Annotated in this window: 16 protein-coding genes and 3 pseudogenes; 7 read left to right on the forward strand and 12 right to left on the reverse strand. The window is 38.3% G+C overall.

Features of this window, described 5'->3' with window-relative positions:
- Window positions 1–359 precede the first annotated feature (359 nt).
- Window positions 360–2,600 (forward strand): polyribonucleotide nucleotidyltransferase, encoded by a 2,241-nt coding sequence (locus H3Z85_14075; GenBank protein ID QPQ50575.1) that lies wholly within the window; start codon window positions 360–362, stop codon window positions 2,598–2,600.
- Between the two features lie 150 nt (window positions 2,601–2,750).
- Here the strand turns inward: H3Z85_14075 and H3Z85_14080 are convergent.
- From H3Z85_14080 to H3Z85_14095, 4 genes and pseudogenes are all read right to left on the reverse strand, one after another.
- Window positions 2,751–5,995 (reverse strand): annotated as a pseudogene (locus H3Z85_14080) (aminopeptidase).
- Window positions 5,996–5,997: 2 nt separating this feature from the next.
- A pseudogene (locus H3Z85_14085) lies at window positions 5,998–6,869 on the reverse strand (ABC transporter ATP-binding protein).
- A gap of 140 nt (window positions 6,870–7,009) precedes the next feature.
- The gene (locus H3Z85_14090) at window positions 7,010–7,213 is read right to left on the reverse strand and encodes a helix-turn-helix transcriptional regulator (GenBank protein QPQ50576.1); all 204 of its coding nucleotides are present in this window, start codon (window positions 7,211–7,213) and stop codon (window positions 7,010–7,012) included.
- A 1-nt stretch (window position 7,214) separates the two neighbouring features.
- Window positions 7,215–7,730 carry a DUF2975 domain-containing protein gene (locus H3Z85_14095; protein ID QPQ50577.1) on the reverse strand — a complete coding sequence of 172 codons (516 nt, stop codon included), beginning with the start codon at window positions 7,728–7,730 and terminating at the stop codon, window positions 7,215–7,217.
- Between the two features lie 166 nt (window positions 7,731–7,896).
- Between H3Z85_14095 and H3Z85_14100 the strand changes: the two genes are divergently transcribed.
- Window positions 7,897–8,241, forward strand: a complete 345-nt coding sequence (locus H3Z85_14100) for a TfoX/Sxy family protein (GenBank protein QPQ50578.1) — start codon at window positions 7,897–7,899, stop codon at window positions 8,239–8,241.
- 79 nt (window positions 8,242–8,320) lie between these two features.
- On the opposite strand, the gene H3Z85_14105 is transcribed toward H3Z85_14100, so the two are convergent.
- The 3 genes and pseudogenes from H3Z85_14105 to H3Z85_14115 all read right to left on the reverse strand — a co-directional run bounded on the left by H3Z85_14105 (window position 8,321) and on the right by H3Z85_14115 (window position 12,666).
- Window positions 8,321–9,385 (reverse strand): nucleotidyltransferase domain-containing protein, encoded by a 1,065-nt coding sequence (locus H3Z85_14105; GenBank protein ID QPQ50579.1) that lies wholly within the window; start codon window positions 9,383–9,385, stop codon window positions 8,321–8,323.
- 66 nt (window positions 9,386–9,451) lie between these two features.
- A pseudogene (locus H3Z85_14110) lies at window positions 9,452–11,768 on the reverse strand (glucosamine-6-phosphate isomerase).
- Between the two features lie 151 nt (window positions 11,769–11,919).
- Window positions 11,920–12,666 carry a nucleotidyltransferase domain-containing protein gene (locus H3Z85_14115; protein QPQ50580.1) on the reverse strand — a complete coding sequence of 249 codons (747 nt, stop codon included), beginning with the start codon at window positions 12,664–12,666 and terminating at the stop codon, window positions 11,920–11,922.
- A gap of 306 nt (window positions 12,667–12,972) precedes the next feature.
- Here H3Z85_14115 and cobT point away from each other — a divergent pair, with 306 nt between their 5' ends.
- From cobT to H3Z85_14130, 3 genes are read left to right on the forward strand one after another with little or no spacing between them, the layout of a single operon-like run.
- The gene (gene cobT / locus H3Z85_14120) at window positions 12,973–13,977 is read left to right on the forward strand and encodes a nicotinate-nucleotide--dimethylbenzimidazole phosphoribosyltransferase (GenBank protein ID QPQ50581.1); all 1,005 of its coding nucleotides are present in this window, start codon (window positions 12,973–12,975) and stop codon (window positions 13,975–13,977) included.
- A 6-nt stretch (window positions 13,978–13,983) separates the two neighbouring features.
- Window positions 13,984–14,760: an adenosylcobinamide-GDP ribazoletransferase gene (locus tag H3Z85_14125; protein QPQ53901.1), complete on the forward strand. Its 777-nt coding sequence runs from the start codon at window positions 13,984–13,986 to the stop codon at window positions 14,758–14,760.
- Entirely contained in the window at window positions 14,745–15,299 is a 555-nt protein-coding gene (locus H3Z85_14130) for an alpha-ribazole phosphatase family protein (protein ID QPQ50582.1), read from the forward strand. The genes H3Z85_14125 and H3Z85_14130 overlap by 16 nt, the downstream gene beginning before the upstream one ends.
- Before the next feature lie 65 nt (window positions 15,300–15,364).
- On the opposite strand, the gene H3Z85_14135 is transcribed toward H3Z85_14130, so the two are convergent.
- The 3 genes from H3Z85_14135 to H3Z85_14145 all read right to left on the reverse strand — a co-directional run bounded on the left by H3Z85_14135 (window position 15,365) and on the right by H3Z85_14145 (window position 20,163).
- Window positions 15,365–16,561, reverse strand: a complete 1,197-nt coding sequence (locus H3Z85_14135) for a DUF1566 domain-containing protein (GenBank protein QPQ50583.1) — start codon at window positions 16,559–16,561, stop codon at window positions 15,365–15,367.
- A 152-nt stretch (window positions 16,562–16,713) separates the two neighbouring features.
- Complete coding sequence (locus tag H3Z85_14140) at window positions 16,714–18,465, reverse strand: hypothetical protein (protein QPQ50584.1); 1,752 nt, start codon at window positions 18,463–18,465, stop codon at window positions 16,714–16,716.
- Between the two features lie 315 nt (window positions 18,466–18,780).
- A complete protein-coding gene (locus tag H3Z85_14145; protein QPQ50585.1) occupies window positions 18,781–20,163 on the reverse strand; it encodes an RtcB family protein in 1,383 nt (460 codons plus the stop codon).
- A 163-nt stretch (window positions 20,164–20,326) separates the two neighbouring features.
- On the opposite strand from H3Z85_14145, the gene H3Z85_14150 reads away from it, so the two are divergent.
- Entirely contained in the window at window positions 20,327–20,662 is a 336-nt protein-coding gene (locus H3Z85_14150; protein ID QPQ50586.1) for a HopJ type III effector protein, read from the forward strand.
- A 33-nt stretch (window positions 20,663–20,695) separates the two neighbouring features.
- A complete protein-coding gene (locus tag H3Z85_14155; GenBank protein ID QPQ50587.1) occupies window positions 20,696–21,739 on the forward strand; it encodes a WYL domain-containing protein in 1,044 nt (347 codons plus the stop codon).
- 155 nt (window positions 21,740–21,894) lie between these two features.
- Here the strand turns inward: H3Z85_14155 and H3Z85_14160 are convergent, their stop codons facing one another.
- Window positions 21,895–22,032 (reverse strand): hypothetical protein, encoded by a 138-nt coding sequence (locus tag H3Z85_14160; GenBank protein QPQ50588.1) that lies wholly within the window; start codon window positions 22,030–22,032, stop codon window positions 21,895–21,897.
- Between the two features lie 66 nt (window positions 22,033–22,098).
- Window positions 22,099–23,283, reverse strand: a complete 1,185-nt coding sequence (locus H3Z85_14165) for a DUF1501 domain-containing protein (GenBank protein QPQ50589.1) — start codon at window positions 23,281–23,283, stop codon at window positions 22,099–22,101.
- Between the last annotated feature and the right edge of the window lie 90 nt (window positions 23,284–23,373).

Raw genomic sequence — 23,373 nt, forward strand, 5'->3', positions numbered from 1 at the left:
GGATCAACCCCTGTTTTTGCAATTATTTTAAAGGCTTTTATAATGAAATGTATATTTTTTATCATATAAAAACATTATTTCCATTTTTTGAGACAATAATACAAAAACAACATGATTTATCAACAAGATATATTCAAAAAAACGGTTTTTATTTTTATAATAAAGAACCGGTTTTTAAATTAATAATGATAAGTTTTTAAACTTTCATAAAACTGATAGCCAAAATTTTGTATTTTGACAGCCTATTTATGCAATCGAAAAATTTAATATATCATTATTATATAGTACCTTTGCACACGAAATTTAAAGAGTTTAAATATTAATTCATACTCAATACGGAGTATTAAGAAGACAAATTTATGAGTATACCTCAAGCGTTTACAGAGTTGATTACTCTTGCTGATGGCAGAGAAATCACTATTGAAACAGGTAAATTGGCCAAGCAGGCTGATGGATCTGTGGTAGTAAAAATGGGTGGAACAATGCTTTTAGCAACTGTTGTAGCCAATAAAGAAGCAAATCCCGGTGTAGATTTCTTACCATTAACAGTAGATTACAGAGAAAAATTCTACGCAGGCGGAAGAATTCCCGGCAATTTCTTCCGTAGAGAAGCAAGACCATCTGATCAGGAAATTTTAACAATGCGTTTAGTAGACAGAGTACTGCGTCCGCTTTTCCCTGAAGATTTCCACGCGGAAGTACAGGTGATGATTTCCTTAATTTCTTATGACGGAAAAACAATTCCTGATGATTTAGCAGGTTTAGCTGCTTCTGCAGCGATTGCTATTACTGATATTCCTTTCAACGGACCAATGTCTGAAGTAAGAGTTGTAAGATTTGACGGAAAACTTTCTATCAATCCTAGCTATGAAGCACTAAAAGATTCTGAATTGGATATTATGGTTGGAGCTACTAAAGATTCAATCGTAATGGTAGAAGGAGAAATGAAAGAAATTTCTGAGCAGGAAATGTTAGAAGCTATTAATTTCGGTCATGCTGAAATTAAAAAGCAGATTGAAGCTCAGGAAAGACTGGCAGAAAAAGTTGGTAGAGCTTTCCCTAAAAGAGAATATTCCCACGAAACTCACGACGAAGAAATTCGTGAAAAAGTTTGGAAAGAAACTTATGATAAAGTATATGAAGTAGCAAGAACTCCATCCGGAAAAGAGGAGAGAGGTGAAAAATTCAAAGCGGTTCGTGAAGAATTCCTTGCTCAGTATGCTGATAACGAAGAAGAATTGGAAAGAGTAACTCCTTTCGTAAAAGTATATTATCATGATGTAGAGAAAGAAGCGATGCGTCAGATGATCCTTGAAGACAATATCCGTCTTGACGGTCGTGATCCTCAGACGATCCGTCCGATCTGGTCAGAAATTGACTATCTTCCGGGAGCTCACGGTTCTGCAGTGTTTACAAGAGGTGAAACTCAGTCTTTAACGGCAGTAACGTTAGGTTCTGTAAAAGATGCCAACATGGTAGACAGCGTCATCACGCAACACGACGAAAAATTCTTCCTGCATTATAACTTCCCTCCATTCTCAACAGGTGAAGCAAGACCTTTAAGAGGAACTTCAAGAAGAGAAGTTGGACACGGTAACCTTGCTCAAAGAGCATTACAGGCAGTTATTCCTGAAGAAAATCCATATACAATCAGAGTTGTTTCCGATATCCTTGAATCAAACGGTTCGTCTTCAATGGCAACAGTTTGTGCAGGTACCTTAGCATTGATGGATGCCGGAGTACAAATTACAAAACCTGTTTCAGGTATTGCAATGGGATTGATCACGGATGCAAAATCAGGTAAATTCACAGTACTTTCCGATATCTTAGGAGATGAAGATCACCTTGGAGATATGGACTTCAAAGTAACAGGTACTGCAGACGGTATCACAGCTTGTCAGATGGATATTAAAATCCAGGGACTTTCTATGGATATCATGGAAAAAGCTTTGATGCAGGCTAGAGACGGAAGATTACACATCTTAAATAAAATTACTGAAACTATTTCTGAGCCGAGAGCAGATGTGAAGCCTCACGCTCCGAAAATGGTAGTAATGGAGATCTCTAAAGACTTCATCGGTGCGGTAATCGGACCTGGAGGAAAAATCATTCAGCAGATGCAGAAAGATACGGATACCGTTATTGCTATTGAAGAAATTGGTGAGATCGGTCGTATCGAGATTGCAGGAACAGACAGAGAGAAAATCAATGCTGCTGTTGCCAAAATCAACGAAATTACTTTCGTACCGGTTGTAGGTGAAGTATACAAAGGTAAAGTGGTAAAAGTAATGGACTTCGGAGCTTTCGTAGCGATTGCTAAGGGAACTGAAGGACTTCTTCACATCTCTGAAATTGAATGGGCTCGTTTAGACAAAGTTCCTTACGCAGAAGGGGATGAAGTAGAAGTTAAATTTATGGGTTACGATGATCGTAAGAAAATGAAACTTTCCCGTAAAGTTCTTTTACCAAGACCTCCAAGACCAGAAGGAAAACCAAGACCAGAAGGTCAGGGTAAGCCGGACGGACAAAGAAGACCGGACGGACAAAAACCACAGGGTGAAAAACCTGCGGAAAGCCAAACTCCTTCTACAGAAGCATAAGATGAATTCTTAGTATAAAGAAATCCCTCAATACGAGGGATTTCTTGTTTTTATAAGTCATTGCAAACCGAAGGTAAAGCAATCTCAGAAAGTATTTGGCATGACCCACACTGGAATCTTTTTTTTACTATAAAATCTTCTGTACAATGATTAAAAACTGTCGATAGGACTGTTCATTTTTTCTTTTACGGAAACACTTTCAGATGTGCTGGATGCAGGTGTATCTCTGGTGGTTTTAAATAGAAAATCAATCTGTTTTCTGATATCTGGATCAGGTGAGACTTTATAAAATTCATTAAGTAAATCTACTGATGTCGGTTTCTTAGGGTACCGGTTGTTGTTAAGAAAATTTTTGAGAGCCATATTGAGTTTATCTTCACCTAACAGGTCACTCAATCGTACCATAGCAACGGCTCCTTTTGAATATGCGATATGTGGAACATCTCCGGTTGCTTTGTAAATAGCCCTGTTTTCAGAAAGGCCCTTTTCATTATTGTAAATTTGTTGATGTACCAGTATTCTTTCCATCATTTTTTCCCTGCCATACATTTTTTTATACAGCATCATTTCTGTATACATCGCCAGTGTTTCGGTAAGCATTACTGATCCTTCTCTTTCATCCGGATCAATCTGGTTGTTACCCCACCAAAGATGAGAAAGTTCGTGTCCTGCAAGCTCATTGATGACATCCTGCTTCTTATCCGCCTGGATATTGGCGTGAAAAATCATATCCTCGGGCATAAAGATCGCAGAAGGATAAGCTGTAGCGGCAAAACCTCTTGTAAATGAAGAAATTTCTGCAAAACTGATGGTTTTAAAAGGATATTTTGCGAAATTTTGCTGGCAGTAATCTAAAGTAAGCTTTGCATTTTTCAGAAGATGATTTACATTTTCAAAATGTTTTTGGTGATAAAAGATATTGATGGTAATTCCTTTATAGCGCTCACTTTTTATTCTGTAGTTAGCTGAAGAGACTGCGAAACGACAGGGAATTTGATCTGCTTTGTACTTAAAATAAAGACGCCCTGATTTTGTCCATTTCTTTACCAGATCTCCGGTTCCGATGGCGGTTTGATTTTTCTCTGTAGAAATGGTCATATCCAGATTGATGAAGTCTTTTTAAATACCTCAGGATCTTCAGGGCTTTTCATTGGGGTGAGTTTTCCCAGCTGGAAGTGATTTCTCTGTTGTTGATCCTGAACCTCGTTGTGCTTCTGATAACCGAGGGTCGGATAATACCTGCTGATGCGCATAAAAGAACCGTCACCAATGATCGCATTGAAAGACTGATGACCATTGACTGCATACCATTTATAAAATAATTTAAAATTAAGTAGGCCTGTATCATTGGGCTGCATAGGATTTTTTAGCATAATCTCTGCCGTGGCAGCATTGACCTTTATAACTTCATTACCCAATATAAACGTAGCATTTTCCACATGTAAATCAGGATGAAAGTTGATGAGAACTTTATGAACAGGCTGGCCGGTTTGGTTACGCACTGTATATTTTCCGGTAATCTGATAGGCATTTTCTGAAGGATAAAGCTTAATTTCTGTAGTAACATCGGTAATATCAGGTTGTGGCAGATTTTCATATTTACGGTATTTTTTCTCGTATTCAACAGATTCCATCACTATTTTATCCTCATCTTTGGGAAGGTAACCTTTCATGAAATACATTCCTGCGAACAATCCGAAAATTAGCAAAATAGTGATAAGTACAGCATGAAGAAGAATTCGTCTTTTGGAGATAATGAATGTATTGATCGTCCATAAAGAAGCAATTACACCAACTCCAAAGACCAGTCTTTGAGTGAAAGCCAACATATAAGTTCCGTACCCGTTAAAATCACTGTAACTGCCCTTAAAGTCTGAAAAAATTCTCAAAAGAGGATAAGGAAGGATTTTGCCCGAAGCAGGACCTGCCAACACTAAAACAGCGAAAACAGATATTCCCAGGGCAACAAACTTATTCCGGAAATTGTCATTGATTAACAGAATAAAGCCGGAAAATAAGATGAGAGGAAAAGTAGTAAAAAGAAAGACGGGAAGATAAGCGTTCCAGTCAATATAAAAGTACTGATATACCGCCTGAAAAATAATCCCTTGGGCAATCAGAATTCCTGTCAGGAGGAATAGCAGGATACTGATCGCAATTAAATGCCCGGAAAGTTTGTTCTTACGGAGAAAAGCAGTGTTTTCAATCATACAGAATGCTGAAGAATGACTTCTCCAGTACAGATCATTGAGAAAATAAGCGGAAATCAGTAATCCGAATAAAGGAAAATTCTCAGAGATCGTGGTTGCCATAAGACCCGAGCTTGCATATTTTTGAGGAATACGAATGCCTTTTTCAATTTCCGCATACAGCTCCATTCCAATGCAAAAAAGTAAGAGAATCGATATCGCAGGTACGGTAATGCTTTTAAACAGGTAAATGAGATCAATTTTTGCATAAGAAAGTATAGAGGCTATATAAGCTTTTAAACCGAAGTCAGGAACAATAGGTTGATATTTTGAAACCAATGATCTTGATGAAAGATCTGACACTTTCAATATCTTTTTTCCCTTTTTTCCGGCGAAACTGCTGAAAGAAAATAGCCGGATAGACAGGGAGATAAAAATTACGGATATGAGTACGAATAGTATTCTGTTTAATAACAGATATCCTGATAAATGAACAAGCTCTGTGTTCTTTTGAAGAACAGTGGTTGTTCTTGCGTCAAAAAAATAAGAAGAAAGCCCGAACGGATCTACTATTGCAGAAAATTGCTGCGCTTCCAATGATTGTGGAATACTTCCGGTCATAAAAGGTGAATTGGAAAATAGTAAAACAATCATATAAAGTATGTATAGCAATAAACCGGATATAACGACGAATAACTTTTTACGAACACTAAGGGCAATCAGAAAAAGAAAGCTGCAGACTAAAAGGCTGTTGATAAGGCCGAAAATCAATATCGGATAGAGATAGTAGATGATCCTGAACCCTTCCTGCATTTCACTTCCCGTGCGAAGGAGCTGACCAATAATAAACCCGCTCATCATGAGACAGAAACTAATGAAGGTCTTTAGAAAATACATGGTAAATCTTCCGGTTAGATATGTCAGCTTTGACACAGGAAACGAAAAGAGAATCACTGCAAAACGGGTATCATGATCTTTAAAAAGCAATTGCAAAGCATAGACTGTGGCAAATAAAATAATGGAAAGACTCAGCATTCCGGTCATAAAACCGACGGTATAGGGCGAGTTTAAATAAATTCCTTCTCCTACTGAAAGATTGAACCGATTTCCGCAGAAAATACCGAGAGCTATCAGAAGTAAGGCCACAAGATAGGTGAGCCAGTGCTTGGAAGAGCGTCCGGCTTCAAATAAAAATATAGTGTTCATGATTAAGGTTTTAGGGTGAGTGTATGGAAATAAACGTGTTCCAATAAAGGAGTTACGGAACTGAAATCTTTCGGAGATTCTTCAGAAAATACAGTAATATGAAGTTCTCTTTCGAGAAGCTGTCTGCTGATGATTTCATAGCTGGAACTATAGGTTTCCAGTTCGGTTTTGTGAATCGGTTTTGTCCAGATTTTATTTTCCAGCTCTGCGATTAATTTTCCAGGATTTCCTTTTCTGAGAATTTGTCCGTGATTCATCACCGCCATTTCTGAGCAAAGATTTCTGACATCCTCAACAAGATGAGTGGACAGAATAACGATCACATCCTGACTGATATCATTGAGCAATGTATTAAAACGGTTTCGTTCTTCAGGATCCAGTCCTGCAGTAGGTTCATCCACAATAATAATCTTCGGATCTCCCAATAATGCCTGAGCTACGCCGAAACGCTGTTTCATTCCTCCGGAGAAGGTGTGTGCTTCTTTTTAGCAAAATCAGAAAGATTGACCTTCTCAAGCAGGCCCAGAATTTGATTTTTACGATTATTTTTGTCGGTAATACCTTTTAATATGGCTATATGTTCCAATAGATCATAAGCTGATACTTTTGGATACACTCCAAAATCCTGAGGAAGAAATCCAAGATTCTGTTTGATATAATCAGGATTTTTGATAATATCTACCTCATTGAAAAGCAGTGTTCCCGATGTAGGTTTCTGAAGCCCGACAATGGTTTTCATCAGAGAAGACTTTCCGGCTCCGTTGGGACCCAATAAACCGAACATGCCATTGTTGATTTCCAGAGAAATATTTTTAATAGCTTGAAAGCCATTTTTGTAGGTAAGGCTTAGGTTGTTGATGGTTAATGTATTCATAAGGTTGTGTTTGGGGAATAGAATGACCGGCCACCTTTTGGCAGCTCATTTTTAATGGATCTCTTGTGATGTCTGAAACTTAAGGCCGGAAGTTAAAAGGTAAGAGAAGATGATTTAATCTCAAGGTCCTTCTGGGTAAATTACTCTTTAAATTCAAGAATATCTCCGGGCTGGCATTCAAGGATTTTACAGATAGCTTCCAGCGTATCAAAACGGACACCTTTGGCTTTTCCGGTTTTAAGGATAGAAAGGTTTACAGGGGTGATTCCCAGTTTTTCTGCCAATTCTTTACTCTGCATTTTTCGTTTGGCAAGCATCACATCTAAGTTGACTATAATTGGCATTTTATATAAATAGGTCTTGTTCGTTTTGCAAATGTAGCCCTTGCTTAAAGATATTGGCAAGAAACAGACAGAAAATTCCAAGCATAAAGTGAATAAACACCAGGCCCCATATAAAAATTTCCACTTCTACAAAGAAACTCGCGATCATAACTACGGGAACCGGAATGAAAATATTATACAGGTAAAATCTCTTGAGCTTTTGTATATGTTCTCTGGTAAATAGCTTATTCTGAAAAAATACCCTGAAAACTTTAGCGGAAAGCCAGAAAAAGATGCCATAAGAAGCTAAAACCAGGAGAAATGAAAAGAAAATATATGGATAATTGTTCTCAATATTCAGAAAAGGACTTTCTGTAAACGGATAATTGATATGAAGGTATTGCCCGCCTTGGTAAGGGGTAACCGAAAAGTCTGTAGCCAGGCAGAGAATGGAATACACAAATGTTATTAAATATCCAACGGAAAGTAGGGTGCAGATATAAAATAAAATCTTTGAAATAATTTTGGTCTGGTTCATGTCATGATCATTATTTATATTGCAAATGTATAATTAATTATCGTAAAACAATAATTAATTTAAATAAAATATTATTTCAGAAAGATAGACGTATTAAAAAAATATGGGTAAAAGACAGTGTTGAACGTTGTTTTTAAGTAATTTTAATTGATAAAAAAATAAAACCATGGCTTACAATATTGAGTTGGCCGACAGAGTTCGTGAACGGCTGGCGAAAGTTCCTGATATTGAAGTGGAAGAGAAGAAAATGTTCAGTGGTTTATCATTTTTGATTAATGGTAAAATGTGCATTAATATCAGTCATGAAAATCTTATGTGCCGTTATAACCCTGAACTGGAAGATGTGGTCTCGGAACGAAAAGGTTTTCTGCCTATGATCATGAGGGGCAAGCAGCTTCCGGGTTATTGCTACGTAGAGCCTGCCGGATTTCGCCAACCTGATGATTTTGAATATTGGATAAAAATCTGCCTTGATTATAATCCGGTTGCAAAAGCTTCGAAGAAGAAGTAAGTATGAAAAGTCTTTGGATATCCTAGATTGGAATATGAGAGTGGGAGGCCGTCATGGTGACTCTCCACTCTGTTATTCGTTATTGATCTCTGTATAGTTTTTCTCTTATTTGAACCAGAATTTGAGTTGATTCTTGTAAATTGGGCGTATCGGGAAGATCGGATGTAGTATGGTAGGAATCGATGGATTGTATCAGAGCTTCTGCTTTTTGCATCAGCATCTCATACGGAAGATTTCCGGCTTTAATATTGAGCAGTTCTTCACGATTGTCTACCCGAATACTAAGCGAACCGGTTTTAAAAATTTGCTCACACGATTGCAATAAACGGATGGTGTGCATCATGTTTTTACTGTCGTAATTCTGTCCGTGTTCCTGATTTACATGATAACGGTCTTCGTTTCGTTCATGCACCCATTTCCAATATTCTCTGTAATCTTTGCAGTATGTAGAGTAGGCATCAAGATTACAGAAGAGATAAGCTAAGGGTTTTTCAGTTTTTGGAACAGATGATACGCAAACCTGATTAGCCTCTTCATTTTGAACTATTCCTTTGTAGTTTAATGTTTGGGAAGCATCATAAAATAAAGCAAATATTCCCTTGGTATGATCGATATTGACCAATCCGCAAAGATCCTGAGTTTTTCCCTGTTCTGAAAGCCAGTTTTTTAACGGTACGGAGCCTTGTCCCTTAAGAATAAAACAAAAGTCAAGAATAGATTTTCTTTCCTTCTCAATAGGATTTACAATTTTTTTGTTGAGACCTTTCGCTTTTTTTATCTGAGAAATGGCATATCCGGCAAAAGTATCTTTACATAATTTGGATAAAAAATCTTCAGGTTTTAAAAGATCCATTACAGAATTTTTGTATTGAATACAATTCTCAGGGCTCGCCAGAATTTCCAGAATATTGGGATTGTTTTTCTGCAACAGTTCCACAAATCTTCCGATTTCATAATAGATGATATCATTGGTCTCGTTAGAAACCTGCGGAATATAGTTCAGTCCGAAGAAATCTTCTTTTGGCAGATAATATACCCCGCGGATATCGGTATCCGAGGTTTCAGTATCCAGTCCGAAAGCACGGCTTCCGGAAATAGCTTCAAAGAGAATAAGGTTTTTATTTTTTAAGTCTTGTATTGTCATGATTATATCGGAAACAAAATATTATTTGTTTCTCCGGCATTGTATTTTAGTTTGGATCTGAATTACTTATACTCCTTCTGTTGATTGTTCCAGTTCCCGGGCTGTCTGCAGGAATTCTTCCACATCCATTTCCTTAAAAAAAAGTAATCCGTGGGTAGCCCTTAACCGTGGACTGTCATTGTCGTAGAAGTATGGTTTTCCCAATATCAACTGGGCAGCCTGAAGCTGTTCTACCCATGTTTGTATAGAAAGGTGACTGAACTTTCCATTATACCGGTAGCTCGGGAAAGAGGCATTCACCTGGCTCAGGTAACTATTGGTAAAGCTTTCGTCCATTGTGCTCATGGCATTCAGTGATACAGGGAAAATATGAGTGACATCAGCGGCATTGAACTGATACCAGACATTTCGGTACCCCCCATATTTTAAGCTGTGACAGGTCTTTTTCTTTACTCCATTCCCGTACTGCCGCCGCAATAGCCTGCAAAACTTTGTAATGGGTATCCGGACCGCTTCCTTCAGGATCAAATGCCAGACTGATAACGGTCGGATTGATGGCTCTCAATTCTTCCAGGATGGGATATACATCTCTTTCCCTGTTGGGTTTTTCGGTGAAAATAGCACCTGTGTAAAAACCGAGCCTCAGGTGAGATACATTTTTTGTTCTTACCCCAAAATGAGCCCATACCAGTTCTTCCTCATATTCGCGGATCATTCCTTTAAGGGTCTGGATTTTCGGTTCCGGATTCTGGCCGTCATAGCTTGATCTGACCACAGAAATAATCCCATTGATTCTCTCTTCCAGTTCCTGCTGACTTGTAATATTCCAAAGCTCAACAATGTTTCTTACCATTCTGTGAGATACTGCTCTTGACCTCTCTGTTGCATTTTCAGAGGCTATATTGATGAGGTAATGATAGACATCTTTATCCCTTTTATTTTTGTATCCCACTTCAAAAAAGTCTGGATAATTAATCATTTCCACGTCTCCTTTTTGAATGAAAGAGAGGGTATTTCTAAGGATATCCGTTAAAAATTTATTCGTTACAGCCGTGAAACCTGAAGTCAGTACAGAATAATGAGAGGTATTGGTTTCGTTACGGGATTGGTAATGGATATAAGGTAAAAGCCCGAGTGAAATATCATCATGATGCGGCCCTGTGTGATAAAAAACTTCGTGCGTAAGCTGCTCTGTCCCTTTTTTTATTTTATTTTCAATGGAAGTGATGACAGATTGCACCGTATTCTCATCAAGGCCCGGAATGAGCCGGGTATGGGGATCAGATCGCAGGTCCCCGATGGTAAGATGTTCTGCATATTTGTTGAGTTTTTGAGTCAGCTGCATGACAGCTTTATCCGTTTTTTCCTGAGACCAGCTTCCGGATTGATAATAATCGTCAATAAAATCATTCAGCATACTCGCTGCTCCCAACGTGATATAAAACCTGCTGTTGGGCAGTTTGGAAAGAACTGATGCAGGGTATAAATTGGAGGGCGGAAGTTCCAACGCATTTTTTATCATAGGAGCTTTGGCTTCTCCGGCGGCAAAAATAATGGCAACCGCATCTTTGTTATAAGTAATGGTTTCAAGTCCTATCGTGATGACCAGCCGTTCCCGGGAGATTTCAATTCCTCCAAGGTCACCTGCTGCAACGGCTTGTGTTTCAAAATTCGTTGAGGTCAGTCGGGTGGTCGAAAAAGGATCAGAACCTTTGATGTTGAACGCTATATGGCCATCAGGACCTATTCCTCCAAGGAAAAAACCGATTCCACCCAGGTTACGGATCTTCTGTTCGTATTCCGAACACCAGTTATCGATGAGAAAAATAGACTCTTTCTGTAGTTTTTCGAAAGGGGTTTCCGGTTCATAATACCTTAATTCAAGATTGACCTTATGATCAGGAAAAATTTCTTCAAAGCTTTTACCTTCAGCCAGAGGAATTTCATCACAATTGATCAGGATCGCATTTTCTCTTTTCAGCCCCAGGCCTTCGATGTAATATTTATTGACATAATGATAAAAACTATTAGCCTGAGATGATCTGATAGGGTAGAATTCATCGATCTGCACAAAATGAAGCTCGGAGAGTGAAGGTTTAACATTCCCTAAACGATGCTTTTTTCTAAGCTCGGCAATCTCTTCTTTTTCCCAGTTTTCAAGGATATGCTTTGTCCAGAAAATGAAATATTCCGGAGTTTTTCCTGTTGGTAAACTGATGACCCCTTTGGGGTTTAGAGATACCCATTCCAGAAATCTAAGGGCTGTCAGCATCCCCAGATTAGGGAAATTATCGACCGCAATATAAGCGATATGGGTACTGCTGTTTTTCGAAAGATCTGTTACAAATGATTGTTCTACAGGCGTAAAGTTTTTGTTTTCCATATTTATGTTCTTTGATAAGGCTACTTAAAGGTATTGATAAATTTCTGATCCGCAATGGCTGTTATTACCGGTTTGGAATAAATAATTGTTAAGAAAAAGCGGAGAGAGGGGAAACAAAAAAGCTTTACCGGCCTCCTGATCTATTGGATAATTATTTTAATATCTCCCTGAAAATCCTTTCCATCTCAACTTTATCCGCATTACTTCCTCGCAGACTTTTTGATTTATTCTCGTTTTCTTGTATGGTCTTTTCTAAAAAGTCAAACAATTCCCAATCATTAGCATGAAAGTAAGCCTCTCCCTTGGTGGCCTTCAAAGCAACCAGGTGTTCTATTTTACGTCTGGTTGCATCATCTGTTAAGACAAGAAGGTCACTGAACAATACGGGAGGAACTGTTCCTTTGTCTATGATCCACTTTCCTGTTAATGCCGTCCGAAGACAATAAAAGTAACTTTTCAGCTTTACTTCATCGTTTCTGCAGCCTTCAAGATACTTTTTACTCATGCTTACATAATGGTAAGAAACAGCTATCGGAGAAAAACAGGCATCTGTCAATGGTTTGAAAAGTTCTACGAATCTTTCGTTTTTCATATACACAATAGGAGAATAGAACCAGCTTAACAAAGCCGCATTCGATTTCAGGAGAAGATGAAAGGTTTTCCTAAGGTCCCATCCGGAACCATCGAGATCATCTTCCGTCATAAATTCTATAGTTTCATCTTTATCCCAGGGCGAAAGATACCAGTCTTTTTCATGCCTGTATATAAAGCGTATATCATAGTCGCTGTCAGGAGATGCAAAACCCCAGGCCCTGCTCCCTGATTCTACAGCCAAAAGGACTTCTACGCCCTTCGACGTTTCAACTTCTTTTATTTTTTTCAGTATTTTCGGTGTCATTGTTTTCGATTTATAATGCAAAGTAAATAAAGAAGTACGCAGTGTAACTACGTAGTGTTTGTAAACGAAGAAAAGTATAATAGATTGCTTTGAGTTGCAGGATTCAGCAGTAACCGGATTCTAAAGTTCCAGGTTTAAGATGTAAAGCTGCATCGGGTCCAAGTTTTTTGCTGGTTGCTTGTCCCTTATCTCTTCGTCTTTCGTCTATCTGTCTCATACCTTTTTCTTCCCATTACATTGTATAAAACGGCCTATTTCACTAATATTGTACTTTCTCTATTTTAATATTACTAAGTTTATACATCCATGTTATCAAACGAATTACAGCATACAATTGATTTTAAAACGAAACCTTTAGGAGCATTAGGATATCTTGAACACTTAGCCCATAAAATAGGTATGGTCCAGAAGACGACTTCCCCTCAGTTGATAGCTCCCCATATGGTTGTTTTTGCAGCTGATCATGGGATTGCTACAGCAGGTGTGAGTGCTTATCCGCAGGAAGTTACTTACCAAATGGTGATGAATTTTCTGGGTGGCGGGGCAGCCATCAATGTTTTCTGCCGGCAAAACGGTATTGCAATTAAGATTGTAGATGCCGGGGTAAACTTTTATTTTCCTGAAGACCTTGCTTTGATAGATAAAAAAGTCCGGAAATCCAGCCGTAATATATTGGAAGAGCCTGCAATGACGCCTGAAGAATACCTGAAAGCTCTTGAAAATGGAAGGCAGGTCGTGAAAGAGATCGCAGAAACAGGCTGTAATATCATCGGTTTTGGAGAAATGGGCATTGGAAATACTTCTGCTTCTTCACTGATGATGAGCCAGCTGTTTGGTTTACCAGTTGCCAGTTGTATCGGACGAGGTACCGGTTTGAATGATGACCAGTTACACAACAAGGTCAATATTCTTTCCACGGCCATTGAAAAATATCCCGACATAGCAACACCGGATGAAGTTGCCCGGATTTTTGGCGGACTTGAAATCGCACAGATGATGGGCGCTATGGAAGAGGCTTTCGATCAGAATATGCTGATCATGGTGGATGGATTTATTGCTAGTGTTGCCGTTGCCGCTGTCTGGAAAAAGAATTCTGAAGTCCTCAATAATTGTATTTTCTGCCATGTAAGTGATGAAAATGCCCATCTTCAGCTGATAGATTTGTTGGGGCAGAAAGCGTTACTCAACCTGAATTTAAGGCTGGGAGAGGGAACCGGCTGTGCATTAGCCTATCCGCTTATCCGGAGTGCAGTTGGTTTCCTGAATGAAATGTCCAGTTTTGAAGATGCTCATGTTTCCAATAAAGAATAAATGAAGATCCTGAAAAACGAACTGATTTATTTTGCAACGGCTCTGATGTTTTTCACGAGGATTCCGGTGCCATTTACAATTCCTTATTCCAAGGAGATTATGAATAAATCTCAAAAATATTTTGCGTGGGTGGGTATGCTGGTGGGCTTGATCAATACAGTAGTCTTGTATTTTTCAGCTCAGCTTTTTAACCTTGAAATTGGAATTGTCCTCATGATGATCATCAGTGTTTTGCTGACCGGAGCCTTTCACGAAGACGGTTTTACAGATATGTGTGACAGTTTTGGTGGTGGCTACGGAAAAGAAAAGATTCTTACCATTATGAAAGACAGCAGGGTAGGAGCCTATGGAACCATTGGGATTATTCTGCTCTTTGCCCTGAAATTTTTCAGTATTCAGACTTTGGGAACTGCTGATTTGGGTAAAACTTTAGCAATTATTATTCTGGCTCATACGACAAGCCGTTTTATTTCTGGCACCATGATCTACACGCATCAGTATGTAACGGATATAGATGTCAGCAAATCCAAACCGCTGGCCAATAAGCCTTTGGATGGAGTAGCGTTGGCTGTTGGATTTCTAAGTGTTTTGATTTCCTTTGCCTTAATTCCGGACTGGAGACTGGTTTTTGCTTTTGCTCTGGCCTATACCGGTAAAATCTATATGGGATGGTATTTTAAAAAACATATCGGTGGCTATACCGGAGATTGTCTGGGTGCTGTACAACAGGTTTGTGAAGTGTTATTTTATCTGGGAACAATTATCGCATGGAAATTCATCTGATTCGTCATACAGCTGTCGACAATCCTGACAACCTATGTTACGGTTTTGCTGAAATGCCTTTAAAACAAAGCTATGATGAAGACTTTAAAAGCCTTGATCTTGATCATGATTTTGATCTGGTAATTTCAAGTCCGTCACAGCGTTGTTGCCTTATGGCAGAGCATTTTAAGTTTAATTATAAAACTGATGAAAGAATCCGGGAAATGAATTTCGGAAACTGGGAACTGAAAAAATGGACTGAAATTCCTGAGCAGGAAATTAATCCCTGGTATAAAGATTTTGTCAGTATAAAAACTCCGGAAGGAGAAAATTTGCTTGAAATGCAGGCCAGGGTACTCAATTTTTGGAGTGAACTGATAAAAACCCAGAATATTGATAAAATTCTGATCATCACCCATGCCGGAGTTATTCGTCTGGTCATCCAGTCGATACTTCAGTTTCCTCTGGAAAATATGTTTAATATCCGCATTGATTATGGGAAAAAAGGTATTGTGAAACTGGAAGGAGAGGTATTTTCAATTCACACAATAAATGTTTAGAAACATCTATGTTTTAAAATAAAAAAACCGCCCATACCGGCGGTTTCATTTTTATAGAGTATTTTTTAAAACCTTCTGACAGGTCTTACCATCACTTTGTTATAATCTTTTTCGTAATTTGAAAGGTATCCGTTAAATCCGTCTATCAGGGTCGCTTTGTTCAGGCCCGGTACTTCGGTAGAACTCCAGTAATAGTCATTCCATTGAATGGTAGCGATCGTGTAAACATTCTTTGAACTTTTATAAAATGCTTTAAGTTCTTCTACAGATGGTAAAAACCAGCCTGTGATGCCATTCACAGTATAATTGGCACATAGTCTCGCCGCACAGTTGGCTTCGGAACATTGAGAAATAATCCTTGCCGTATTAGCCGGTCCTGATCCCATCACCGACTGTGTCTGATTCACAACGTCGAAAGGACATCCCCATTGTACTTTAACCGAGCCGTTATAAGTAAGATTGGCAGGTGCGGCCTCCAGATATCTCCAGCCATCCGTAGCTTCTCCCTTATCATAGAAAATATATCCGCCTGAAGCTCCTATCGCTCCGGCTGTGGTAAAGGTTTTTTCAGCTGAATAATATACATTAGACCCTTCTTTTACATAGGATTTTACATAATAGGTTGTGTTCGGAAGCAATCCTGTCACTTCCAGCTCATACGGTGAATAATTACCGGGATTGTCAACTTTGACAGTCTGGCCGTTGGCAATATCAACTCCGGTACTGGTTCTGTAGCAAAAACCTTTTTCGTTCGGAAAGAAACTTTCAAGATAATTTACAGAAATCTTTTCTGTAACTAAAGTGGCTGAAGTAGTGTATATCTCTTTAGCCATCTTGAAGGTAATATCCATTTTTGCAGGAGTCATGAACGATACATTATCTCCATAGATGACCTCCCCGTTAAAGGCCTGAACATAAGCTCTTACATAATAAGTGGTCGATTTATCAAAATCTGTACTATAAGTAGCCATCAGCTGATAATCACCTGTAGTATTGGTAAATTCCTCAATGTATTTTGAATTGCCGATCGTCGGATTGATGTTTTTGCTCCAGCAAAACCCACGTTTTGAATAACCAGATCCCGTGGAAGTTACCGTTCCTGCAAATTTGAACTGGGCGTTCGCGATGATGGGAGTGCCTGTGACAACTTTCGGAGCTGCATTGGCTGTATTGTTAGACCCGTTGTCATTATCCCTGCCTCCGTCTGATCCGCATGACGCGAGCGTGAGAACGGCTAACATTACGAATACTATTTTCTTCATGATTAAAAGTTTTTTTGTTTATTATTTAAGGTCGGCAAATGTATAAAAATATCCCCGGCTGAACAAATGCTGATAGATTGTTTGTGAGTTGGTTATGTCGTTTAAAGGATCAATATAAAAACGCCATCCAATAAAATTAAATGGCGCATTTATTATCTGAAAATTTTAGTAAAACTATCTTTTTCAAGATTTTCAAGAGAAAAATCAAAATCGGCTTCTGACTTTTCTGCGGTCACTGTAGCTCCTAATTCTCTGATCAGCTCATTGAAAGACAGAGGCTCATACCATTGCTGATACAAAGCTTCTGTTGCCATAGCTGCCACTTTAGAGTTTCCGGAAACCTGAGCCTGGCCTGAACCGAAATTCAACAGCACAAAGCATTGGTTTTCACCTTTTGGTAGCAGCATTCCTAGAATTGTTTGTCTCTGTACCGACTTACATTTCACTTCAGCAAACAGATGATCAGGGTTCATCATATAGTCTCTTGAAATATCATCTCCTTTTCCCACAACAATTTTATATCCGCAATCCGATGCTCCCGAATAAACATTGTTCATGATCAGCGTAGGAGTATTCAGCCCTCTGTTGGCGTAGAGATATTCCACAGCACCTTTAGGCGCAGAGGTCATATCTCCCGAGTACATTAAACTTCCGTTTCCCTGATTATAGGCGGCATTCCATCCGGTTTTCCCTGAGATATTCAGGCCGGAAAGGTCAAGGTCATAGGCTCCCCATGCATTTTCCCAGTATATTCCCACTGCCAGTTTTTCCCCTGTAAATCTTGTTCCTGTCGGGAAATTTCCTACAAACATTTTCTCAGAGGTGGGGAGCCCGTAGTCTATATTTTCAGGGAAATAGAATTTCTTTCCTGAGAAATCAAATCTGGATTGTAAATAGCGTAGGATAAAGTCATAATTCATCTCATTGACATCCGTGTTTTTTCCGTTTTTTACCCATGATTTCCCGTTTCTTATCCTATAGACGAAAGTATTCTGACCATACATTCTCTGATAACAAGCCGATAATGCTTTAAACAGTGCAAACGGTGTTGCATGTTCCAGCCAGTGTCTATCACTTTCTATCAATAAAGTACTTGTTGCATCATTCAATGGGTTTGAAACCAAAGGCTGATGATATATTTTTGACAGTTTTGAAATCTTATTGACCGTCTTTGACGACCTGTTTTTGTAGGCCAGAAATAAGGGCTTGAATCTATTGAAAATTCCGGCAAGCTTTTCAGTTCCGAATGTTTCAAACAGGTCAGATGGATCAAATTTACTTAATTTGATATTTTCAATCAGTTCCTGATTTTTAATCAAAAGACTGGTATCTGTTGTTTTAAAAATAACATATCTCAGAAATTCGACAGGATTTTCAGGATAGATCTCAAAAAGATCAGCTATTCTTACCATCGCTTCTTTGTTTCTGATATTTTCTTTTCCAGTAAATTCATACTCAAGTTCTTCCGTTAAAATATAGAACAGGTCATCAATGGTTTCTTCAGTTAAAGCTATCCCTGACTGTAATAATGACAGGCATTTTACTGTCATTTCATCAGGAGAATAGGCTTTGATTACTTTAAAAATAAGCTTCGTTCCAGGAACGTTCAACACTTCATCAGGAATGTAGATCTCATCCTGAAAATGACTTCCGTACGTAGAAGAATAGTGAAGAATCTGTTCCATTAACAGTTCAAATCTTGTACTGTTTTTAATTTTCTCCCACGATTTATGGAAGGTTTTATTCAGGTCATTTCCATTTAATTTTTCTTTCGAATAATATTTGATGATCTGTTTTTTTGCCCAAAGTGCATCAGGTTCAATTACAAATCCGTCCTGTGAAATGAAAGGTTTTTCATCAGATTTTTTAGCCAGTACGGCATTAAATAATTTAAGTGTTTTCATGATATAAAAATTAAATAAGTGAGGAGTAGATTTTTTAATAGAAAAATGATATAGGAACTCCTTTTACCTATAATTTTTGAAAAAGCGGGGAGTAGAATCCAAATTGTATAGGAACTCCCTTTGCCTTATTTTTTATTGACAGGATACTTTCATTTTGCAAGGAAGACAGGCTTCCAACCTGCGTCCCACGAGTAAGGGAACTTTATATGCCAATGGCGCACAGTGATTGTTGTTCTGCCTGCTGAGCTCCTGCCCATCCTGTTTGTTTCCGGAAACCTGACAGCTCTCAAAACCTGTCAGGTTTATATATTGAGTTTATGCTTTTCTGAATTTCTTTTTTCTCTTCCACGGTGCATTTTTCTCCACATCGCCGGCCATGATACATCCGTAAGGCATCACTTCATCCAGGACTTCACAAAGTCCGTATTCTTCAATCTGTGCTCTTACGTTTTTAGCACTTTTATAAGCGCTTGGCAACTCAGAAATGTCAATTTCATTAGAATAAAAACGGATATCCAATCCTGCTGTTTCTTCTTCAAAAATTTCTTCCGTCGTTTTATGAGCCATTGATTTTTTATGCTGACTTCTGCTGAAATTTCTTCCCGCTCCGTGTGGGGCAAAACCCAGATTTCTTTCATTGGTTTTTCCCTGAACAATCAGTACAGGCTCTGCCATATTCAACGGAATCAATCTTGGTCCCGTAATATCAGGCATGAATTTATCATCCAGTGGAGTAGCTCCTTTCGCATGGTAAAACAAATCTCCGTCTTTGAAGACAAAATTATGTTCATTCCAGTAACGGTTTTCCTTCTCCATTTCCAGTTTGTTTAGAACGGCATCATGAATAGAAGTATGGTTTTCCTTAGTCCATTGTCTGATCAGTTGCAGCGCTTCCCAGTAGGCTTTTCCTTCATCGGTATCATAGGGGATCCACGCATTTTCTTTCAGGGTTTCAGGAGAGATATCCATTCTGAATCTGTTGGCTGCTTTCATTCCCTTATCATATAATGCAGCACCCGGTGCTCTCGAACCATGATGGGTTACCAGCATCGTGTTTCCCGTATTTTTTGAAGTTCCTACGAATAAGAAGTGATTTCCATCTCCTTGTGTTCCCATATGAGAACGGGCGATACTGATCAGCTTTTCATCATGTAAGAAGTCATTGGCTCTGAATGCGTCCATCAATTCCTGAGACATGGGCATCTGTTCTCCTCTCGGTCTTCCTCCATATCCGAAATGGGTCACAGCGTGAGCCGCATCCAGCACCTCTTTTGGATTGATCTTACCAAAATCAGTCAACATCACGGAACAACAGATATCTGCGCTGTGGAATCCCGGATGAATTGCATTTTGAGCCACCACAACACCTCCTACGGGAATCTGACCTGCAGGTCCTGTTGGACAGGCATCCGGCATAATAGCTCCGTTAATCAAGGTAGGTGTTTTCATCAGGATATTCATCGTATTGATTACTTTTTCTACATTGTCTGTTTCACTTTCATGTTCAGCTCTGATATTGATGATAAAATCTTTAGCTGTTTCATGAAGAGGCATCAGGTCCGGTTGTTTAAACTGTTCAAGGTATTCTTTGATCTTAATTTCATCCAGATTATTTTCGTTGATATAGATAATGGCATCTTTAAACCATTTAGCTGGTCTATATCCTAATTCGATTAAGTGATTTCCATTAAATTCCATTGTTTTGTCATTTTGATAGTGCAAAGTAATTACGTTATTGCGCAATAGTTTTGCGTACATATCTTTTTTTTAATTATTTTTACAAAAATTTAAAAAAAGCAGATTCAGCAGTGGGGAAAATTACTGATCTGCTATATACGTTAAGAAATAAAATCCTACCATTATGATACTATTAGAACAATTAAAACATTTTCCTGAAACCATTCAGTTTAACGATGTGATTGCTTATATTGATGAACATTATCACTTTGTTCCGACAGCTTTTAAAAACGGAAATATCATGAATGAAGCAGGGCAGAACAACGGCTCTTGCAAGATCTTCGGTTTTGCTGCATATGAAGGTATTTCAAAAGAACAGACTCTTTATCTTTTCGGCGATTTTTACAGAGAAGATGTTTTGAAGAACCCGGATGGAACCGATCATCAGAATATCAGAAACTTTATGGAGTTCGGCTGGGAAGGGATTACTTTTGAAGGGGATGCGGTAGTGAAAAAGTAAATTTCCGCAGAAGATCAATTAAAACTAAACATCATGTCATCCAATAAAAACGCGCTGATTCGCTATAAAACACTGGACAAGTGTCTTAAAAACAAGTACAGGAAATATACCCTGGAGGATCTTATTGATGAATGCTCCGAAGCCCTTTTTGAGTTTGAAGGCAAGGAATCCTATGTCAGCAAGAGAACAATTCAGCTTGATCTTCAGAATATGAGGAGTGAAAAATTCGGGTATGAGGCGCCTATTGAAGTATATGAAAGGAAATATTACCGTTACAGTGATCCGGAATACAGCATTCATAATATTTCTGTGAATGAAAGTGATCTGAAAGCAATGAATAATGCGGTTCAGATTTTAAAGCAGTTTAAAGATTTTTCAATGTTCAAGGAGATGAACGGGGTTATTCAAAAACTGGAAGATTCCATTCATTCCACAAATCAGAAATCGATTATTCACCTGGATAAAAATGAACAGCTGAAAGGATTGGAGCATATTGATATTTTGTATGAAAGTATAGCCAACAAAAAGGTATTACAAATTCTATATAAAAGTTTTACTGCAAGAGAATCCAGCGTGTATACAGTTCATCCGCAATTGTTGAAGGAATTCAATAACCGTTGGTTTCTGATCTGTCTCTATAAACAGACAATGTATAATCTAGCTTTAGACAGAATGGAGACTATCGAAGTAGCGGAAAAACACCAGTATATTGATAAAGAGCTGGATGGGGATGTTTATTTTAAAGATATTATAGGTGTTACTGTTTCCGAATCGCTGGCTCCCAGGAATGTTGTTTTTTGGGTAGATGCCCATAACGCACCTTATGTGAAAACAAAGCCATTGCACAGAAGCCAGGAAATCGTAAGTGAAAATGAAGAGGGAACTCTTTTTAAAATCTGCGTTCAGATTAATTTCGAGCTGGAGAGATTATTATTAGGCTTTGGGGACTCTCTGCTTGTTCATAAGCCCAGAAAATTAAGATTGAGAATGGAAGAAAAATTCAAGACAGCAAGTACAAATTACCAAAATCTCATTGTACCTGAAGAAACTGAACCGGGTACAAAAAATGAAGGTTAAACAAAAAAATATTGTCCTTGTGTGGCATTTAAATGATATAGTAAATGTTCCGGATTCCCAAGTTTTTAAGATAAGAAAATTAATCACAAAAAAAGAGACTGTACATAAGGTGACAGTCTCTTTTCAATAATTTTAAATTCTAACTACTTTTACGTTTATGCAGTAATCTGCTTAGGTTCTTTTTCTTTCTTTTCTTCGTTTTTATCTATTTTCTCAGATATTTTTTTTACGATATATTCAATCGCTATTGGGGCTAAAATTGCAATTAATGCTTTAAATATTCTTGATTTCATAGTGCTATTTTGTAGAGACTTATGCAATTTCCAAGCCAAGATAAAAATGTGTGGGGGAATTTTTATCTAAACGAAATCATAAATCCCGTTTTTCCAGCCCAGAACCTTAGAGGAATCTGCTTTAAGCCAGTTTTTTAGAATAGTGGCATATACTTTTCTGAAATCTTCAGTATAAATAAGGTCGCCCTCGTTCAGGTGTTGCAAATCAGGAAGAGCGTTGAGCAGACCTTTTCTTTTGAGATTTCCACTGATAAAAAACATCTGATTGGCAGTGCCATGATCAGTGCCATTGCTTGCGTTTTGCGCAACACGGCGCCCGAACTCGGAAAATGTCATCAGCAGAATATTGTTAAACAATCCATTGCTTTTCATATCTGCAACAAATGATTTTACAGCCTCATCAATATCAGAGAACAACTTCGACTGCCTGTCGCTTTGATTGACATGGGTATCAAAACTTCCGACAGATAAATAGTAAACCTGGGTATTGATATCGGATTTTATTAATGAAGCTACCGTTTTAAAATCTTTTCCCAGTTGGGAATTGGGGTAGGTTTGTTCCGTTTTTTTAGCTTTACTTTTATCAAATATATATCCTGCATTGTTAATGGTTGACTCTAATGTCTGATAAAGGTATGATACCGTTTCATCATCGTGATGATGATCATAAAGGGATTTGAAATATTTTTCCTGGCTGGTTTGGTACAGTCTTTTGGGATCCTTAAAGGCAAATGCTTTATTGTTTTCCCCTTTTAAGGCAAGACTCAGCATATCATCTACTTCCAGTGCCTGTGTAGGATGCTCGCAACGATAACATTCTTCGTCCAGAAATCTTCCCAGCCATCCGGTATCCAGAAATTCGTCGCTTCGGCTTGCTGATTGCCAGATATCCATACTTCTGAAGTGGGATTTGTCCGGATTAGGATAGCCGACATTATTCAGGACAGAGAGTTCACCATTGTCAAAAAGTTCTTTAAAATAAGAAAGAGAAGGATTGATCCCTGCCTCATCTGTCAGAGGTAACGAATTTTGAACGGCAAGGGTTTTCCGTTCTCTGAAGTAAATATCGTTTTTTGCAGGAATAATGGTATTTAACCCGTCATTGCCTCCTGTAAACTGCAGAACAACAAGAATGTTCTGGTTGGTTGATAGCGCATCGTCCAGAGCCATTGCTTTTAAAAAATTAGGCATCATCAATGAAGCCGTTGCCAGTGAACTTATTTTGAGGAATTCTCTTCTTTTGATTAACATAATTTTGTTTTTTTAGGGTAAAGGTGGCACATGTTAAGTTGTGGGTTGCAGGGCTAGTCTATATTTTTACTATTATTTGTTTTTATAAAT

This window comes from Chryseobacterium indologenes, assembly GCA_016025055.1.
GTDB classification, from domain to species: Bacteria; Bacteroidota; Bacteroidia; order Flavobacteriales; family Weeksellaceae; genus Chryseobacterium; species Chryseobacterium indologenes.

Bases quoted from the DNA above. Each gene is read 5' to 3' on its own strand.
- H3Z85_14145 (QPQ50585.1), bottom strand. From the start codon at position 20,163: ATGGAATTTAATGGAAATCACTTAATCGAATTAGGATATAGACCAGCT.
- H3Z85_14150 (QPQ50586.1), top strand. From the start codon at position 20,327: ATGATACTATTAGAACAATTAAAACATTTTCCTGAAACCATTCAGTTT.
- H3Z85_14115 (QPQ50580.1), bottom strand. From the start codon at position 12,666: ATGACACCGAAAATACTGAAAAAAATAAAAGAAGTTGAAACGTCGAAG.
- H3Z85_14090 (QPQ50576.1), bottom strand. From the start codon at position 7,213: ATGCCAATTATAGTCAACTTAGATGTGATGCTTGCCAAACGAAAAATG.
- H3Z85_14095 (QPQ50577.1), bottom strand. From the start codon at position 7,730: ATGAACCAGACCAAAATTATTTCAAAGATTTTATTTTATATCTGCACC.
- H3Z85_14100 (QPQ50578.1), top strand. From the start codon at position 7,897: ATGGCTTACAATATTGAGTTGGCCGACAGAGTTCGTGAACGGCTGGCG.
- cobT (QPQ50581.1), top strand. From the start codon at position 12,973: ATGTTATCAAACGAATTACAGCATACAATTGATTTTAAAACGAAACCT.
- H3Z85_14075 (QPQ50575.1), top strand. From the start codon at position 360: ATGAGTATACCTCAAGCGTTTACAGAGTTGATTACTCTTGCTGATGGC.
- H3Z85_14130 (QPQ50582.1), top strand. From the start codon at position 14,745: ATGGAAATTCATCTGATTCGTCATACAGCTGTCGACAATCCTGACAAC.
- H3Z85_14160 (QPQ50588.1), bottom strand. From the start codon at position 22,032: ATGAAATCAAGAATATTTAAAGCATTAATTGCAATTTTAGCCCCAATA.
- H3Z85_14165 (QPQ50589.1), bottom strand. From the start codon at position 23,283: ATGTTAATCAAAAGAAGAGAATTCCTCAAAATAAGTTCACTGGCAACG.
- H3Z85_14105 (QPQ50579.1), bottom strand. From the start codon at position 9,385: ATGACAATACAAGACTTAAAAAATAAAAACCTTATTCTCTTTGAAGCT.
- H3Z85_14135 (QPQ50583.1), bottom strand. From the start codon at position 16,561: ATGAAGAAAATAGTATTCGTAATGTTAGCCGTTCTCACGCTCGCGTCA.
- H3Z85_14155 (QPQ50587.1), top strand. From the start codon at position 20,696: ATGTCATCCAATAAAAACGCGCTGATTCGCTATAAAACACTGGACAAG.
- H3Z85_14140 (QPQ50584.1), bottom strand. From the start codon at position 18,465: ATGAAAACACTTAAATTATTTAATGCCGTACTGGCTAAAAAATCTGAT.